Source organism: Spiroplasma endosymbiont of Virgichneumon dumeticola, from assembly GCF_964264745.1.
In the GTDB taxonomy this organism is placed as follows: Bacteria; Bacillota_I; Bacilli_A; order Mycoplasmatales; family VBWQ01; genus Spiroplasma_E.
This window is the reverse complement of sequence record NZ_OZ183478.1, coordinates 566,676-583,613: the sequence shown is the minus strand read 5'-3', so window position 1 is coordinate 583,613 and position 16,938 is coordinate 566,676. Positions and strand designations below refer to the sequence as shown.

Genomic DNA, 16,938 nt, shown 5'->3' with positions numbered 1-16,938 from the left:
ATTAAAATATGAAAAAAATACTAAGTATGTTAGGAACAACTTTTTTAAGCATAATAACTAGTATCAGTATTGTAGCATGTGATAAAGGAGAAAAACCAATTTCACCATCAATAAAAATTGATATTTCAAATAAAATTCCAAGCATTATAAATTTAGACCAATTTGTAACAAAAAATGTAGTTGTATTTAAAATTGAATTACAAAAGCAATTAAGAAAATTAAATGAATTAAAAACAATTCAAATTACTGATTATGATATTTACAAAGCTGGTGAATATATGATTGATTTACAAACTTGAGATATTTTTCATAATTCTTCATTAGATATTAAAATCATTGCTAACGGTAATCACTTTGTTGGTACTGCCAACAATATTATAGTTAACTACAGCTAGTAACTTTTAAACTAATTTAGTGTTATTATATAAATTTTTCTATTAAATCTTCAATAATTTGTTAGTTTGTAACTAAATTTATAAAACATTATAAAGTGTTAATAATATTAATAATCAACACCCATAAATTTATTTAACCAATAAAAATTGCTTAAAATTCACTATATATATGTTTTTTTATAGAAAAAAACTAGTTTATCACTACTTTTTACAAAAGCAAAGACAATTTCCTTATTTGGGTCATAACCATCTTATAACCTTTTTTATGATAAAATTCATTATATATAGTTGTAGATGTTATGAGGTTTTGTTATGGAAAAACAAATTATTGGGCAACAAAATAATACTACTAACATAGACCCAACTACTGAAGTTGTCACAACAGTGGTTAGAAATAATATTAAAGGTTTTATTCGCGGTGGTATTATTATTAGTTCAACATTAATGAGTATTACCTTTATTGTTGGTTGAATATTATGATTAACGGTTTTTAAAAGTAACATTGAAGAGATAATTACTATTGTTAATACAGTAATTACTAAGAAGGGTATTAACTTTGATATTACATTTCAAAATTTAACAATTGCTATTTTAGGTATTGCAATTGTCACATTAGGAATTACTACTTTTCCCTTCATCTTTTTAAAAAAGAAAAGTATAGTTACATTAATTTTAGGAATTTTAATGCTCGTAATTTCAACATTATTAATTACTGGTGCTGTTTTATTTGGTATTTTTGGTTATTGTGAATTTTACAATTATGTTGTTAATAAAGATAATATCGTTGATATTTTATTTTTTGCTATTCCTATAGGTTTGGAAATGCTTTATTGTGTGGTTTTAGTGATATTTTGTACATTATTAATCTTTACAAGTTTTAGAAATAAGAAAAAGATGTTTGAATTAGAAATTCCCGTTGTTAACAAGGCTAAGGAAAACAAGTCATTAGTTAGTCAAGGCATGTCACTTTTTTCAGAACCAAGTTCGCAACCAATACCATTTGTTGAACCTAAAGCAGAAATGGTAGCTACAGATGCCAATCATATCACTAGCGGTCAAAGTTCACCAAGTACTCCTGTTGGTCAACAAGGGATTAATATTATTATTACTAATAACTCTTCTTTACCTCAATTTCCCACTCAATCCCCAGTACCAGTTATTCCAATAGTTCCAAATACTCCTGTATTTAATCAACAACCTCCTTCCCAACCATCAGTAGCAGTCCCAAATACTCCTGTATCTAATCAACAATCTTCTCAACCATTGCTAGCAACAGGTGAAATGGTATGGTCTAGTCAACAAATTGAGGAAGTATGAAATAAAGGTGAAATCATTCGTAATTTTAACCCTTCACTCTATCGTAAAGATTATGCTGGTGCTTTAATGTACAAAAATAGTTTCCTTAATCATGTTCGTTTAAACGATGATATTAAAAGTTTTAACTGAACCATTATTCATCAAAAACCGTTATCATCTGGGGGTACTAATACTATTAGTAATTTAGTACCTTTAAACAATACCAACGCTATTAGTAAAGCAAATAATTATCCGAAATGAAAAACAACTGTCACTTATAATGGTAAAGAAAACGTTTTTAAAGAAAAATCTTGAAAAGATAAAAAATAAAACTTGGTTATCATTAGTTAAATTTAATATTTTGTTTGGGGGCGTAACAAACTTCCGTAGTCATTATTCTATTATCAATAATTTATCTTTAAAAGACTCAATTCCTTTTTTATTAAAATACAATTAGCACAAAAGACGAGAAATAAGTATCGTCTTTTTTTGTAATTGTAAGATTTGCAAATTTTATAACCGTCTTTAGTACTATTATCAACACGTGCTAGGGACATAAAATAGTGAACCATAACACAGTTGTTCAAAATAGTGGCTAGCATGTGGACTTGCATGTAAAAATAAAAAGTGGAGTGATACCTAATAAAATATACTAACCATGAATAATGGTAATCCTTGGGGTGGGAGCGGATTGGCAACTAGTGTATATAGACCCGTTTTGGGGGACGTACTGTATTAGTTCTTAATTTCACCAACACCAATACCGCCACCCCCAGTGAGCGGTTGTTTGGTAGGTGTTGGTGGTAAATTTAAAAAAATTTTGTGGCCGAGAAAATAATTTTTAAACTTGTAAAAAAATTAAGCAGGGCTGGTTCAATATAAATATAACTTGCTAAATGCAAGTTATTAAAAATTGAATCAAATGCCTTAATGTTTTTTAAAATTTTCAAATTATTTACGAGGCCAATTTTCCTAGCAAAAATTAATAATATTAGTGTTATAGAATTGAATTTTAATGAAAGGATAATAAATAATGGAAAATAAAATTATTGAATATAAAATAGGATTAATTAAACATATTGATATTTTACAAAAAGATAATTTAGTTTGTGGACATAAAGAATTTATTGAATAATGTAAATACTGTTGAGGTAATTGTTATTTAGAAATTATTAAAACAATTCTTAGAGGTTAATTTGATTAATGCAATATGACTTAATTATCGGAATTGACCCCGCAGGAATTGGTAATAATGGAATTGTTATATATTCAAGCGAAACTAATAATATTATTTTTAATGAAACATTTAAAACAAAAACTGTTCTAGAAAGTAAAAATCTATTTAAAGAATACTTTTTAATAATTAAACAACATTTTGAAAATAAAAAAATCTTAGTTATTGTAGAAAATTTCTTTTTAAATTCAAAACAATTATTAACTAATCCCCTAGCAACACCGAAAATTATTGGTGCTTTAATGGTATTAATTCAAGATGTAATGAATTGAGATTATCAAGAAAGTGAACCAAAAAACAAAAATAAAATAGAAAATTATAATGGAAATATAAAATTTACAAAACATGAACAAGATGCTTATAAGCACATTCAATATTATTTAAGGAACTAAAAAAATGAAAGATAAAGTGAATTACATTAAATTAACAGTAAAACTTAGTAACAGTATAGAAGCAAAATATCATGAGAAAGTTAATAAAGAATTATATTATACTGTTCGTGCTCAATGAAATGGATTAAACTATGTTACCTTAATTTTTAATAATCCCAAATTTTATAAACGATGTATTTTATTAAACAAAAATGATGAAATTATGGTAACTGGACAAATCTTTAATACTTTAAATATTCCAAAAAATCGTGCATTTTGTTCCATTAATGTTAAATGATTTAAAAAATGAAAGGAATAAATATGATTATACTACCTACTTTATTTGGAAATAAAGATGAGATTGAAATATTATCACCATCTCCGCAGGCACTTCATACACATAATGATATTAGAGCAATTATCCTGATGAAATATCCTAATGTTAAATCAAAACATATAGTTATTTCTGACCCCGAAGATAATGTTGCTTTAATAGTTGGTGATAATGAAGTCTATCAAGGATGAGTCAAAGTTTGAATTAAAAAACAAACTTAAATAATACAGAAAAATAGGAATGGGAGGTTAAAAATATGACTAATTATTTACTTTCAATTAATCCAAGTATGAAAAATACTGGGTTTACATTATGAGAAAATAAAAAACCAATATTAATAACTAGTCTTAATTTTTCTAAAAAAGATTATCATTATTTTACTGATTTTATTAATATAGTTTTTCTACAATGTCAAACTAATAATTTAGGTTTAATTGATGATAAAACAGATTATAGTTTATATTTAGTAATTGAACGTGGTATATTTAATCCAAAATGGGTCGTGGTAAAGAAACATTAGATCATTTAAGGGGATTTATAGCTGGACAATTTAATAAATTATTAACAAAAGATATGTTAATAAGTCCAAGTGAATGAAAAAGTTGATGAAGTAAAAGTATTAATGAAGATATTATTAAGTTTGATTGAATAGGAATTGGTCCACGTGCTTGAGATAAAGAATTATCATTAGAAATAGCAAATTGATTAATTAAACAAAATAATTGAAATATTGAAATTAATGACCATGACCAAGCAGAAAGTTTATTAATTGGTTGATATTATTTGAATAAGGAAGTGAAATAAAATGACAGTATATTGATGTAATGAATGTGAAAATGACTATATACATTGTGAATGTAGAAACTCTAAAAATTGAGAAAAATTAGACTAAAGGAAAAAAGAAAATGAAAACTAAATTAAAATGTATAGTTAAAAATTGAAAAAAATAAAAGAAGAGAAAATAAGGAGTAAATAATGAGAAATATGAAATTTAAATTTATAAAAGGAGAATAAATATGGAAACAAATAATTATACTTTAACTAAATTAATTAGAACAGGTATAAGTCCAATTTCAGCAATGATTGGAACTAGTGCTTATTATGGACAATTAATAGGTAATCCAATATTAGGTTCAATTAATAGTTTATTATTTGGTAAAAAATTAGGTTTAGATATATGAAATTTAAATCAAAGACCTTCTTCTAAAACTAAACTAATTAATAGTTCTAAAAAAATATTATTAGGTTTAGGAACAATTGGGTTAGCAAATTATACTAAATGAATAGAAAATAATATTAATCCAACTCCAATTCCAACTACTACCACAGAAACACCACCATGACCATTAATGGTGAATGAAAATAATAATCTTAATAATTGAATGGATTGAGATACTTATATTTCATTAAATGCTTATGGTATTTCAAATCTTATAGCAGGAATTACATAGTTAATACCTAATAAATTTGAAACTATTCGTAAAGTAGTAAATATGGCAAATGGTGGATGTTTAATATCAATTGGTGTTGCTATTGGTATTAATAATGGTTTTGATAATGCAAGTGCTATTCCTACTATTATTGCTGGTGCAAGTGAAATTACACATAGTTTATTACCGATAGAAACAAATCATGATAGAGAAATGCAAGAAACATCATTTACTAATGAAACAGCAAGATTAATTAATAATGATATTGATAATAGATTTCTTCTGCAAGGGAAAATGCTAACCCTTAATTATAATTTTGTGATATAATATAATTATAAAAATTAAAGAAATAAATATATGAACTATTTAATAAAGTTTTATAAGTTATTGTTGTCAGACCTAACTTAAAAGTTATATTAAGTATATCATAAATTTTTGTATTTTAAAACAAAATTAAGGAGATTTTTATGTGCAAAATGAAAAATTAAGAACAATTTTTAATGATGCAAAAGTATTAAAACAAGAATTAGTAAATTATTTTACTCATTGTGAAACTAATAAAGAAATTCCTACAAAATTAGGTATGTTAATTTATTTAGATATAACTGAAAGTACTATTAGAACTTGAAAACAAAAGAAAAGAAATACTTTTTTACAACAAATTAATTGAGCACATTCTCAAATTGAACATTTAAATTTACAAAGATATTTAACTTCAAATGCAAATACTTCATCATGATATTTAGAGAGAGCATATGTTAATAAATATCATTTATCTACAAAAATTGATATAAAAAGTAACGATAACGTCGCCCCTATAGCAATTAGTTTAGAAAATAAAGGTAAAAATAAATGTTAAATAATTTTGGTTATTTATTAGATATTGCTAAAAGAATGTATTTAAAAAAATCTTTAAATATTACTAAAATTAAACAATTAGGTTCACGTAAATCAGGTAAAACATTTAGTGATATTGAATTCTTAGGTATTTTATTAATGTTAGATAATATTAAAGTACATGCTTATTTAATTCGTAATATGTCAAAACAATTAAATGATAGTTGACAAGAATTAAAACAAATTATTAAAGCAACATATCCAACAATTGATTTTATTATTAGTGAAACTAAAAAAACTATTGAATTTAATGGTAGTAAAATAACTTGTAAATATTTACATGCACAAGATAATAGTAATGTTAAATTAACTGGTTTAGCCAGTAATTATTTATATGATTATGTAATTATATGAAGTGATGAAAGATATGAAATTACTGAAAATGATTATCAAGATTTAAAAGATGCTATTCGTGGTGCAAAACAATTATTAGAAATAGAAAGTTGTAATCCTTGAAGTATTTTAAATGAATTTATTAAAAAAACTATAAATGCTTCTCCCCAAAATGAAAAGCAAATTATTAATGAATATGAACAATTTACTATTATTGATAATACTATTTATCATTATCAAAATTGAAAATTAAATACTTATTTAGAAGATAGTGATAAATATCAATTATTAGAAATAGAAAAATTAGACCCTATTAGTGCAAGAGTTAGAAGTCATGGTTTAGTAGGTTATGAAAGTGGGGGTATATATTCACATCTTATTCATAAAATTAGTAGATTATTACAACCTAGTTATAGATTTAGTGCAGGTTTAGATTATGGTTTTAAAGATGATGCTATGGCATGTGTATTATTAGGATTTGATTATGATTTTAAATTTGTAAATGTTATTGATTGTTTAAAAATAGAAAATAAATTAGTTAGATATGATAATAAACAATTAGCAAGATTAGTAGTTGAATTTTATATTAAATTAGCAAAAGATTATAACTTATTATATGAATATGGTTTAACTGTATATTGTGATTTTAGTAATTATACTTTTATTGAAATGTTAAATGATACAGCAATTAAATATAAGGTTCATACATGGCTTTATTTTAAAGATTGTGTGAAATTAAGACTTGAGTTTAGAATTGGTAAAAACATTGCTTTAATGGCAACAGAACGCTTAAATATAAGTATTCAAGCACAATTATTATTAGATGAATTTAGACTTGCTGTTTGAGACCCTAAAAGTATTAAACAAATACCATTAGCAGGGAATGACCATTTACGTGATGCATTTGATTATGCTATTGAACCATATATTAGAAATTTAAGTGCAAATATAAATCCTTATTTTGAAAGGAAATAACATATGAGTAATACAGAAATATTAACATCAAAGTGATGTATGCTTAATTTAACAGAAATGATTGCTAATCATGCTTCTAAATTACTTTGGGGTAATGGTTATACTTTAACAAGTGAACATCAAGAATATAAACAAGCAATTGAAAAATTAAAACAATGAAATAATTTAGATTCATTATTTTATCAAGATTGTCATATTAAATTCTGCTTATGGTTATAGTATTACTCAAATTGATAAAACTAAAACTGGAAGAATATCTTTAAATTTTGCTCAACCATATGCTCAATCAAGAGTAGCAAGAGTATTAGAAACTGAATATAGTGCAAGTACATGGTCAAGATTACAATATGATGACCAAAGTATATATGTTAAAACAACATATACTCAAAATCAAATCATAAGATATTTTACTAGTGATACAGTTACTTTAGATGGTTTACAAGAAAAAATAAGTAAAGATTTACAATTACCATTAATAGAAAATCATAATTTAGGTATTATACCAGTTAAATTTATGCAAAATTTACCTAAAAAGAATTTCTTTGGTGGAGTAGTTGGTGATTATTATCCAGATACAACACCTATTAAAGATTTACAAAAATTATTAAATAAAACCTTTGAAAGTATTGACCATGAACTTGAATTTAATATTACTCGTGTATTTTTAGATATTACTGAACAAGAAATAAATCAATCTAAAACTGCTTTTGATTTAAAGAAATTAATAGGTAAATTTATTTTACAAGCAAATTTAAGAAGTATGGGAAGTACTAGTGGTACACCACCAATAGCAATAATTCAAGGTAATCCAATATTAGATAAATATGGTGAATTTATACAATTTATTATTGATAAAGCATTTGAAGGGGCTGGATATAGTCCAGTAAATGATACTACAAGTCAAAAAACAGAAGCAGAAGTATTAATTACTAATTCAAGAGATATGGAAACTACAAGAATTAAACGTACTTTAAATCAAAGTGATTGAAATGAAATATTTCAAAGATGTTTTTTATTAATGGGATTAGATGGTGATAAATCTAAATGAACATTTGAAATTAAAGAAAATACTATTACAGATAGATTAAAATCATTAGAAATTGATGAAGTAGAATTAAGATTAGGAATTACTAATATTAAACGTATTATTGTAAAAAGATATGGTGTAAGTGAAGAAGAAGCAGAACAAATTATTGATGAAAATAGAAAATATCAAAAAGAAGAAATTAAATTTAATAATCAATTAGTAAAAGATGTTGATGGAGAAACTAAAAATGGGAATGATACCGAAAATAAATCATCAATTAATTAAAACTGTTTGAAAAAGTACAGGTGAAATTGAAAAAGATTTTACACAAAATAAAGATTTACAATTTCGTATATGTCCATTTACTATTATTTTAGGTGCTATAAATTCAACAGAAACAGGTTATAAACCCCCAACTAGTATTCCTAATGACTATACATCATTTAGTAAAATCTTTACTGGTAGAGAAGCAATACAAGCAGTTTGAGACCATTCTTATAAACCAATAAATATAAGTGGTGATATTAAATATAAGCAATTACAAGTTGGTGATGTATTTTATGGGAATATATTATCAGACCAATTAGGTATTACTTATTCAGCAACTCCCGCAAATAATGCATTTATTCAAGAACAAGCAATTAAAAATGTAGTTATTAATATTCCAAATGAAGAAAAGAATTTTGATTTTATTAATAATATTGTTTCAAATTTATATAAATTATATATGATACCAGAAGTTAATAAAGTTAAAAATACTGATAATACTTATAAAGTTGATAGACAATGATATATTCTTGAAGTTGCTAGTAAAACTTATAATAATGAAAATAAAGAACTTGCTTTTATTCAATGTACTTTTAGTTCATTAAATGATAAATTAGCAACAAGTGGTTTAGCAATTAATCAATATGTACAATTAGGCGCACCAGGTGACCCTGTAGCATTACCAACTTTAGATGAAAATAATAATATTATTTTAGATAGTAATTATTTAACACCATTACCAGTTACTCATTGTCAAATCTCTTTTTATGGTTCAGTAAAACCAATTAGTATTGCTTTATGGGGTAGAGATATTGACCATAATCCTGATAATATTAAACAACATAAATTTCAACAATTTCCAACTAAACTATTATTTCCATGACAATATCAATGTTCAACATATGACCCTATAAGTTTTCAAGCATTACCTGAAACAAATTATATATTAACTGTTCAAGGTCAATCAGTTATGGATAGTTATCAAGATTGACAAAAAGTAATTGCTCCAAATTATGATGATGGAGCGCTTAAACATTATGAAGGACATTTAAAAACTAATGTCAATAAAACTAAAAATACTAATAAAGTTGATGTTTCTAAAAGATTAGTAAATTATTGAGATGATAACTTTTTAAATAGTGCAGAAATTGAAGATTATAATTATGCAACAGCAGGTAATCCTTATTTTCAATATTATAATAAAAATACTAAAAAATTTATTGGCAATACTCATTATAATATGAATAATAATAAATTTAAACAATTAAATACTATTAATGCAATGCATTATTTTATATATAATCCTTTAAACGAAATACCTTTAACAGAACGAGAAACAATTAAAATTAATCTTAATACTATACCAATATTTGGGTCATTTATGAATGCTTTTGTGGGTGGTTTAGATATTGGTGCTAAATTATCAAGTAATTTATTAATACCACAATTTCCTTATATTAATGGTTTAATATCTGCTGAATTATATAGTTTTTATACAACTTTACTTTATAGTTCACAAAGTACTAATCCTGCATTAATTCCATTAGATGTATTTAGAAATGATACACCAGATACTATTCAATCAGTATTAGGTACAGCAAGTCATATGACATCATTTACATTTAATTTAACCGATAAAATGACAATGGCAAGGTTTGATATTAATAGTCAATCATTAATCTCTAATATTGACCAAGAAACAGTTAATTTAGGGCAAATAGAACCTATAAATAAAAATTTAATTAATTTACTTCCAATAGCAGATGTTGACAAACCTTTATTACAAGCACCAGATTTTACAAATAAAAATATAGTAAAATGAGCAATTGATATGATTGATATTAAAGTAGTTGGTAAAAGTAATTTTAAAATAACATTTTATTCAATGCCTGATAATAGAAATGGTGCTGTTAATGATAATTTTGCAATTTGAAGTGGTACTTATCAAACAGTAGGTAAAGCAAGTAATAATAGTAGATTAATTCAAAATACATTTTTATTAGCAAATAATACTTTTAAATTTGATACACCTTTTAATTTTCCAAAAGCAATAATTCCACCACCATTAATTGAAAGAGCGCACCCAATATTTATTGATTTAAGTAATCAAAGTAAATATGGAATTGTTAATAATATTAATGGTTCAGCACCAAATGAAGGTCAAGAAAATTTATATGAAATGAGAAAAAGACAAGGTGCAGCTGGTAGTTTTGATAATTTTACTAGAACTATTACAATAGATATTTTAGATTATGGTTATACTTCAATTTTACGTTTTAAAGAAGATTATGAAAGTTTAACTTTTAATTTTTCATTAACAGTAAATGCTATATGACGTTATAATAATGTTCATAGTACTTATACAAATTCTAAAAATTATTTTACACCAATAACAATTTCTTTAAATCAACTTGCTTCAATTAATCCACGTTTAAATGGTTCATTTTTTGATAATAATAATGAATATAATAATAATTCAGGTGGTCATAGTGATGCTAATGATAATTGACTTTTTAATATAAATAATACTATTACTCCAACTTTATTACCAAGTCAAAGCGCAACTTTAAATCCTAGTTCATTAATAAATTTAACTTATGTAAATAATTTAATTTGAACAAATGATAGTCCAACTAGTGGTTATACATTACCAAGTTCAGTTTGATTTAAAATTATTGCATTTAATAATACTACAAATCCAGCACGTCCAAATATTATAACTATTACTTATCAATTTATAGCGACATTTGATATTGAATATACAGATATTGCAAGTCAAATTCATTCTGCTAATTGAAATTTACAAACTAAATCATTGGTAATTAATCCAAAAAGTTCAACATAGAAAGGTGGTGATGAATTTATGTTAAATGAAAATGAAAAGAAAGAAGGTATAGATATGGAAGAAGAAACAAAAAAAGAACAAGAAGAAATTCAGGAACTTAAAGAAGAAGAAAAACCTGAAGTAATTGAAGAAACTAAAGAACCAACTTTAGAAGATAAATATAAAGAATTAGAAACAAAATATAAAGAATTATTTAAAGAAAAAACTGATAAAGATAGAGAAATTAGACATACAGAAAGTTATAAAAAATATGATTTATCGCAAGAAAATATTAATTTATTAAAAAAATATCTTGGTGATAAAGAAGATATTGATGAAGAATTATCAAATTTAAATAAAGATTTTCCACATTTATTTAATAAAACTAAAGATACAAATATTAGTAATTCTTTAAATGTTAAAGATAAATTTAAAGAAGATACATCAAATGAAATTGCAACAAATAAATTAGGAATGGTAGGTTAAAAATATGGCAATTATTACAACACAATCAACAACAATTAATGACCCTAGTACTGTTAGTGGCAAAGCAGATTTAAGTGTTAAATATATTAAAAATTTAAAAGTTTTATTATCAAAAAGAGTATCATTAATTAATGCTACAACCGAAAATAGAGAACAATTAGATTCAGGTACTGCTATTTATAATGTTACAAAACGTAATATTACAGATGATTATTCATCAGGTGCAGGTGCAAATGATGTAACAGCAATTAGAACTGTACAAATTCTTTTAGATAAAAGTAAACAAATTGAATTTGAATATGAAACATTAGACATGAAAAGATATGGTGCAAAATTTGAAGAAGGTGCTATTACTATTGCTGATAGTTATGTTAGTGGCTGAATTGATGGAAAAGCAAAATCAGTAGAGATATATTTAGTTGCTAAATTATTAGCATTAGGAGTTAAAACAGCAAAAGAGAATGGCATTATTAATATTGCTTTACCAAGTAATCCAAAAATAGATGATTATAGAATGTTATTATGATTAAAAATATCAAATACATTAGCAACATTAAAAGCACGTATTAATGATGAATATATTGGTACATATGAAGAAGATTATACTTTATGAGTATCTAGTTTTTTTAAACCATTAGTATTATTAGCAACTACTACATTAGGTAGTGATAGTGCAAGTCAATCATTAAAAGATGGTAAAATTGTAGAAATTGGTGGTATTAAAATTGTAGAATGTCCATGATTAGGTAGAAATTATCCAACAGGAGTAATTGATAAAAAAGAAGGATTTAATTTTTTAGGCTGTGATGCTGTATTAGTACATAAAGAAGCATTAGCATTTCCATTTAATCGTGGTCAAGATAATACTTTTAGGCTTTTCTCCCTTTATGTACTATTTTTAAATTTTATCACATAAATGCTGAGAAAAGCCTATCTACGGACTTCTCCCCACATTTTTAAATTAAACATAGCATTACAGTTTCAAAACTAGGTATGTTATTGAATTTATATGCAGCTTCTTTTGCATATAAATGAATATGATGTTTTGCAACTTTGATATGTGTTTTAAATGTTCTTCGTATATGTTTTCATACTGACTCAATTTGGTTGGTATTTACACCAGTTTTTGAAACATAGCCATCTTGATGGTTAACTGTTTCATGCTTAGTGAAAACCGATTTCAAATCGCGATATCCTTTTCAAGAATCAGTATGTACATCACACTTTGAAGAAATGTGGTTTATTGCAAACTGCAAAAGATTTTTACTGTTTGCGTTTTTCAATACTTTCACAATCAGATTGTTGGTTGTTTTTTCATAAATACCAACAATCAAGGTTTTGTTCAACAAGGATCTTCCTTGTTTTTTAAAACCCATATTTGAAAGATACATTTCATCCATTTGCACTATGCCCTCAACAATGAATTGAGGTTCTTGTTTAGCAATGGCACTTCGGATTTTATGACCCATTCTTCAAGCTGTTTTCAAGGTCACTCCCAATTCTTTTGCAACATCAGTTGATGGAATTCCATGTTTGGTGTTTATTCATCTAAAGATGAGATAAAACCAAGATATTAAAGGTGTTTGTGACTTTGAAAATATAGTGCCCGTGAGAATACTGAATGTTTGATGACATTTCAAACATCTCATTTTTCTTAAATTAGAAGTATTCAAATTAAAACTAGAACACCTAATACATTTGCTTTGTTTCAAACTTGCTATATATGCAAGACATTGTTTTTCAGTTTGAAAAGTATTATTGAACTCATTCAATTTCATTGTTTCCTCCACAAGTACATGTGGGGAGAAGTCCGTACTTTTATTTTACAAACTAATGGTAATGTTAGAAATTATCATAAATTTTTAGTAAGTGAAGGTAAAGCATTAAGACCAGATTTAGTTAAAGGATTTACAGTTACTTCAAGTATTGATATTGCAACAGCAATTGAATTTACTAATTTAGGAAAAATTGATATGGCTGGAGCAACACCAACTGCAGATGAAGTAGAAAAAGCAGTTATTACTAAAAATCCAAATTATGTTAAAGGTAATACTAATTATTCTAATTTAACAGTAACAAGTGCTAATGTAGAAGGTAAAACTTTATATGATGGTTCTTTACAAGTAACATTTACAAAGAAGTAATTTAAATGCCTATTATCTTACTTTTAAGAATAATATTAGAAACTGCTGTTAGTGATGTACAAACTGCTGAATATATAGAAAAACTTAAAAAAAATAGTTCATTATTTAATGCTTTTTTAAAAAATCCAGCCGGAATATTAAAAAATCAATTAATGTCAAAAGTATTAGGACATGGGAAATCACAAAAAGAATTAACTGAATTTCAACAAGGTTTACAAAAATTAACAAATTTACCAGTAATTCATAAAAAAATAATGACACATATTACTAATAATAATATTGCTAAATTACAACATATTCAAAAACAATATTTAAATGGTAAGTCATTAATGGATAAAGGTAAAGAAATAATAATGAATTCTTTAACACAAGAAGATTATGACAGTATGATTGGAGTTTATGTAAATCTTTCAAGTTCTGCTCTTGCTGGTGGTATATTAACACCAGTAGTACAACAACAATCTAGTACTTATGGTATTGCTACATTAACATATAGAACTAATTTAAGTAAATCATATGATTATTTTATGATATCAAAAGAAATGTGAATTGATATGTGTAAAGCAACTGGTGCTTATGGTACTGGGGCTAATTCAGTACTGATAAGACAATATTATCATGGTGGATTAGATAAAGAAGATAAAGAATACTTAGCACGTAGAAATTCTAAAAATATAGGTAAAAAAGTAATTCAACAAAAGAAATATAAATCAGTTATTGGTGTAGTTAATAAATCACAAGCAGTACAAGGATATGAAAGGTATAAAGATTATGGAAAACAAAAATAATTGAAATGTAAATTTAAATTATATTATTAAAGATGATTTAAAAACTATATATGGTTTTATTCCAGATGCAGACCAAACTACAACTGATACTAATAAAACTGATTTAACAGTAATGGCAATTGCTATTAGTAGTGAAAGAATTAATACAATTACTGGTAATCAAATTGAATTAACAGAATTTAAAAATCTTAATGAAACTCAAAAACAATTAGTTAAAAGAGCAACAGCAAGATTAACTATTCATTATTTAACTGATGGAATGGGGTTTTTAAGAAGTTCTGTATCTATTAGTGGTAATGGTTTATCAAGTAGTATTAGTCCACCAAGTGAACCAGATTACGTTTTAATGGAAGTATATAATTTATTACAACAAGCAAATTTACATACACCAAGAAAAGCAATATCTAGTAATATATCATGTAATAAAGATAATTTTAATACACCTAGTATTTTTGATGAAAGTGATACAAGAGTAATTACTTGAGATTCTGGAAATAAAACATTTTTACGAAAACAAGGAATTATTGCTGGTACTGGTATAACAATTCAAGATGTTAGTGATACTATACCTAAATTAAAAATTAATAGTACTGGTGGTGGAAATTTACCTGAATTTAAAAGTCCAAAAGAAACTATTGATATTACTTATGATAAAGAAACTCATATAGTTAATAGTGATATTAGTAATAAAATTGAAGAAAGAATATTTACTAATAAAGATAATCGTGATATTTCACAAATATTAAATGATATTACTAATCAAAATGTTTTATGAAAACATATTGATTATAGATATGTTAGTGAAGTAGACAAACCACATTGAGCATTTAATTTTGAACAATATACTACTGCTACTTTATTACCTAAAAAATATGCAGATGATAAATTACAAAATAAGTTAATTGCTGGTACTAATATAACTATTAATAAAGAAACTAATACTATTAGTGCTACTGGTGGTAAAACTGATTTAACTGATTATTATAAAAAAGAAGAAACAAATAAATTATTAGATAAAAAACAAGATAAAATAGAGAATTTACAAGATAAAATTTTTAATAATAAAGATGATAAAGATAGTACTACAAGATTATTTAATGATGTTATAAATGTTGGAAATAGAACATTAATTTATAAAAATAAAAGTGGTCCTTCAGTAACAGATGATAATGATATTCCAAATAAAAAATATGTTGATGAAAAAATAAAATCTTTAAATGTTATTAAATGAAAAAATGTTGGTACAAAAGAAAGTAACATTAAAATTAATTATGATTTTAAAGTAAATAATTTATATAGAGTTGGTTATTGTTGAAAAAATGTAGAAAAAAGTCCAATTATATATATGCAATTTTTATGACAAGGTGAAGGTGCTGTATTAGCTAGTTTTTTTAAAGGAATTAGTGGTAAAAGAATTACTGAAGCTTATGTTGATTTAGTAGTTATTTCAAATGCTATTGCAATGGATAGATTTAATGATGATGAAGGTAAAATATATTCATTAGAAGAAGAATTAAAAGAAAATACTTATAAAATCACTAGTAATACATTAGATATTACTTCACCAAGTATAATTAATATAGATAAACCAATTAAAATTAATTCAAAAAGTTTAGAAACTAATGAAATAGAAGACAATTGTTGAGATATTGAATTAAAAGATAATCCAACACCAAATCCTCCTAACCCAAGTGTTCCACAATGAAAAGAAGTAGCAGTTAGTACTGATTTAGTAACAATTAATTATAATTTAAAAAATAATAAATATTATCGAGTATTCTATAATGGACTTACTAGAGATTTAATTACTAATATTGGGAAAGGTACACATGAAATAAAAGAATTTTATTATCAAGATAATAAAGATTCTTTTATATTAGGTATTTTTAATATGATGTTATCTGTAATGCCTATGTATATTAAAAATAATGGAGTTAGTTTATATGCTGGAACACCGTGGTGTAATTTATGAAAATTATAAGAATTACAGGAATAATATTATGTTTAAATGACTAAAATTATTATTGAATATTATAAGTGCAATATTAGGTAGTGGTTTTACTATAATAATGTTATTTATAATGATAAAAATATTTTTAATAATCTATCATTATCATATTTAGAAAGGTGGTGATAA

20 protein-coding genes are annotated in these 16,938 nt (G+C 24.7%); 19 read left to right on the top strand and 1 reads right to left on the bottom strand.

Going from position 1 to position 16,938, the window contains the following annotated elements:
- The first annotated feature begins 8 nt into the window (after positions 1-8).
- The 16 genes from ACFEL4_RS03715 to ACFEL4_RS03640 all read left to right on the top strand — a co-directional run bounded on the left by ACFEL4_RS03715 (position 9) and on the right by ACFEL4_RS03640 (position 12,785).
- The gene (locus tag ACFEL4_RS03715) at positions 9-395 is read left to right on the top strand and encodes a hypothetical protein (protein ID WP_375318165.1); all 387 of its coding nucleotides are present in this window, start codon (positions 9-11) and stop codon (positions 393-395) included.
- Positions 396-707: 312 nt separating this feature from the next.
- A complete protein-coding gene (locus ACFEL4_RS03710) occupies positions 708-2,021 on the top strand; it encodes a hypothetical protein (protein WP_375318164.1) in 1,314 nt (437 codons plus the stop codon).
- Between the two features lie 873 nt (positions 2,022-2,894).
- On the top strand, positions 2,895-3,317 hold the full coding sequence (locus tag ACFEL4_RS03705) for a hypothetical protein (protein WP_375317084.1): 423 nt from the start codon (positions 2,895-2,897) through the stop codon (positions 3,315-3,317).
- A gap of 4 nt (positions 3,318-3,321) precedes the next feature.
- A complete protein-coding gene (locus ACFEL4_RS03700) occupies positions 3,322-3,615 on the top strand; it encodes a hypothetical protein (RefSeq protein ID WP_375317083.1) in 294 nt (97 codons plus the stop codon).
- A 2-nt stretch (positions 3,616-3,617) separates the two neighbouring features.
- The gene (locus tag ACFEL4_RS03695; RefSeq protein ID WP_375317763.1) at positions 3,618-3,851 is read left to right on the top strand and encodes a hypothetical protein; all 234 of its coding nucleotides are present in this window, start codon (positions 3,618-3,620) and stop codon (positions 3,849-3,851) included.
- Positions 3,852-3,886: 35 nt separating this feature from the next.
- A complete protein-coding gene (locus ACFEL4_RS03690; protein WP_375318163.1) occupies positions 3,887-4,150 on the top strand; it encodes a hypothetical protein in 264 nt (87 codons plus the stop codon).
- Positions 4,126-4,434, top strand: coding sequence for a hypothetical protein (locus ACFEL4_RS03685; RefSeq protein ID WP_375318162.1), 309 nt, complete (start codon positions 4,126-4,128; stop codon positions 4,432-4,434). The genes ACFEL4_RS03690 and ACFEL4_RS03685 overlap by 25 nt, the downstream gene beginning before the upstream one ends.
- A gap of 212 nt (positions 4,435-4,646) precedes the next feature.
- Positions 4,647-5,081, top strand: a complete 435-nt coding sequence (locus ACFEL4_RS03680) for a hypothetical protein (RefSeq protein WP_375318161.1) — start codon at positions 4,647-4,649, stop codon at positions 5,079-5,081.
- A gap of 42 nt (positions 5,082-5,123) precedes the next feature.
- Positions 5,124-5,387, top strand: a complete 264-nt coding sequence (locus ACFEL4_RS03675; RefSeq protein WP_375318160.1) for a hypothetical protein — start codon at positions 5,124-5,126, stop codon at positions 5,385-5,387.
- A 142-nt stretch (positions 5,388-5,529) separates the two neighbouring features.
- Entirely contained in the window at positions 5,530-5,919 is a 390-nt protein-coding gene (locus tag ACFEL4_RS03670) for a terminase small subunit (protein WP_375318159.1), read from the top strand.
- Entirely contained in the window at positions 5,913-7,265 is a 1,353-nt protein-coding gene (locus tag ACFEL4_RS03665) for a phage terminase large subunit (protein ID WP_375318158.1), read from the top strand. The genes ACFEL4_RS03670 and ACFEL4_RS03665 overlap by 7 nt, the downstream gene beginning before the upstream one ends.
- A gap of 3 nt (positions 7,266-7,268) precedes the next feature.
- Entirely contained in the window at positions 7,269-7,484 is a 216-nt protein-coding gene (locus ACFEL4_RS03660) for a hypothetical protein (RefSeq protein WP_375318157.1), read from the top strand.
- A gap of 295 nt (positions 7,485-7,779) precedes the next feature.
- Positions 7,780-8,577, top strand: coding sequence for a hypothetical protein (locus ACFEL4_RS03655; protein WP_375318156.1), 798 nt, complete (start codon positions 7,780-7,782; stop codon positions 8,575-8,577).
- Positions 8,540-11,404, top strand: coding sequence for a hypothetical protein (locus ACFEL4_RS03650; RefSeq protein ID WP_375318155.1), 2,865 nt, complete (start codon positions 8,540-8,542; stop codon positions 11,402-11,404). Before ACFEL4_RS03655 ends, ACFEL4_RS03650 begins: the two co-directional genes overlap by 38 nt.
- Positions 11,405-11,422: 18 nt before the next feature.
- Positions 11,423-11,869 carry a hypothetical protein gene (locus tag ACFEL4_RS03645; RefSeq protein WP_375318154.1) on the top strand — a complete coding sequence of 149 codons (447 nt, stop codon included), beginning with the start codon at positions 11,423-11,425 and terminating at the stop codon, positions 11,867-11,869.
- A gap of 4 nt (positions 11,870-11,873) precedes the next feature.
- Complete coding sequence (locus tag ACFEL4_RS03640) at positions 11,874-12,785, top strand: hypothetical protein (protein WP_375318153.1); 912 nt, start codon at positions 11,874-11,876, stop codon at positions 12,783-12,785.
- Between the two features lie 40 nt (positions 12,786-12,825).
- Here the strand turns inward: ACFEL4_RS03640 and ACFEL4_RS03635 are convergent, their stop codons facing one another.
- Positions 12,826-13,647 carry an IS1595 family transposase gene (locus ACFEL4_RS03635; protein WP_375318152.1) on the bottom strand — a complete coding sequence of 274 codons (822 nt, stop codon included), beginning with the start codon at positions 13,645-13,647 and terminating at the stop codon, positions 12,826-12,828.
- Between the two features lie 18 nt (positions 13,648-13,665).
- Here ACFEL4_RS03635 and ACFEL4_RS03630 point away from each other — a divergent pair, with 18 nt between their 5' ends.
- The 3 genes from ACFEL4_RS03630 to ACFEL4_RS03620 are packed head-to-tail and all read left to right on the top strand — an operon-like array spanning position 13,666 to position 16,782.
- Positions 13,666-14,013, top strand: a complete 348-nt coding sequence (locus ACFEL4_RS03630; RefSeq protein ID WP_375318151.1) for a hypothetical protein — start codon at positions 13,666-13,668, stop codon at positions 14,011-14,013.
- Positions 14,014-14,018: 5 nt separating this feature from the next.
- Positions 14,019-14,801, top strand: coding sequence for a hypothetical protein (locus tag ACFEL4_RS03625; RefSeq protein WP_375318150.1), 783 nt, complete (start codon positions 14,019-14,021; stop codon positions 14,799-14,801).
- Positions 14,785-16,782 carry a hypothetical protein gene (locus tag ACFEL4_RS03620; protein WP_375318149.1) on the top strand — a complete coding sequence of 666 codons (1,998 nt, stop codon included), beginning with the start codon at positions 14,785-14,787 and terminating at the stop codon, positions 16,780-16,782. The genes ACFEL4_RS03625 and ACFEL4_RS03620 overlap by 17 nt, the downstream gene beginning before the upstream one ends.
- Positions 16,783-16,938 lie beyond the last annotated feature (156 nt).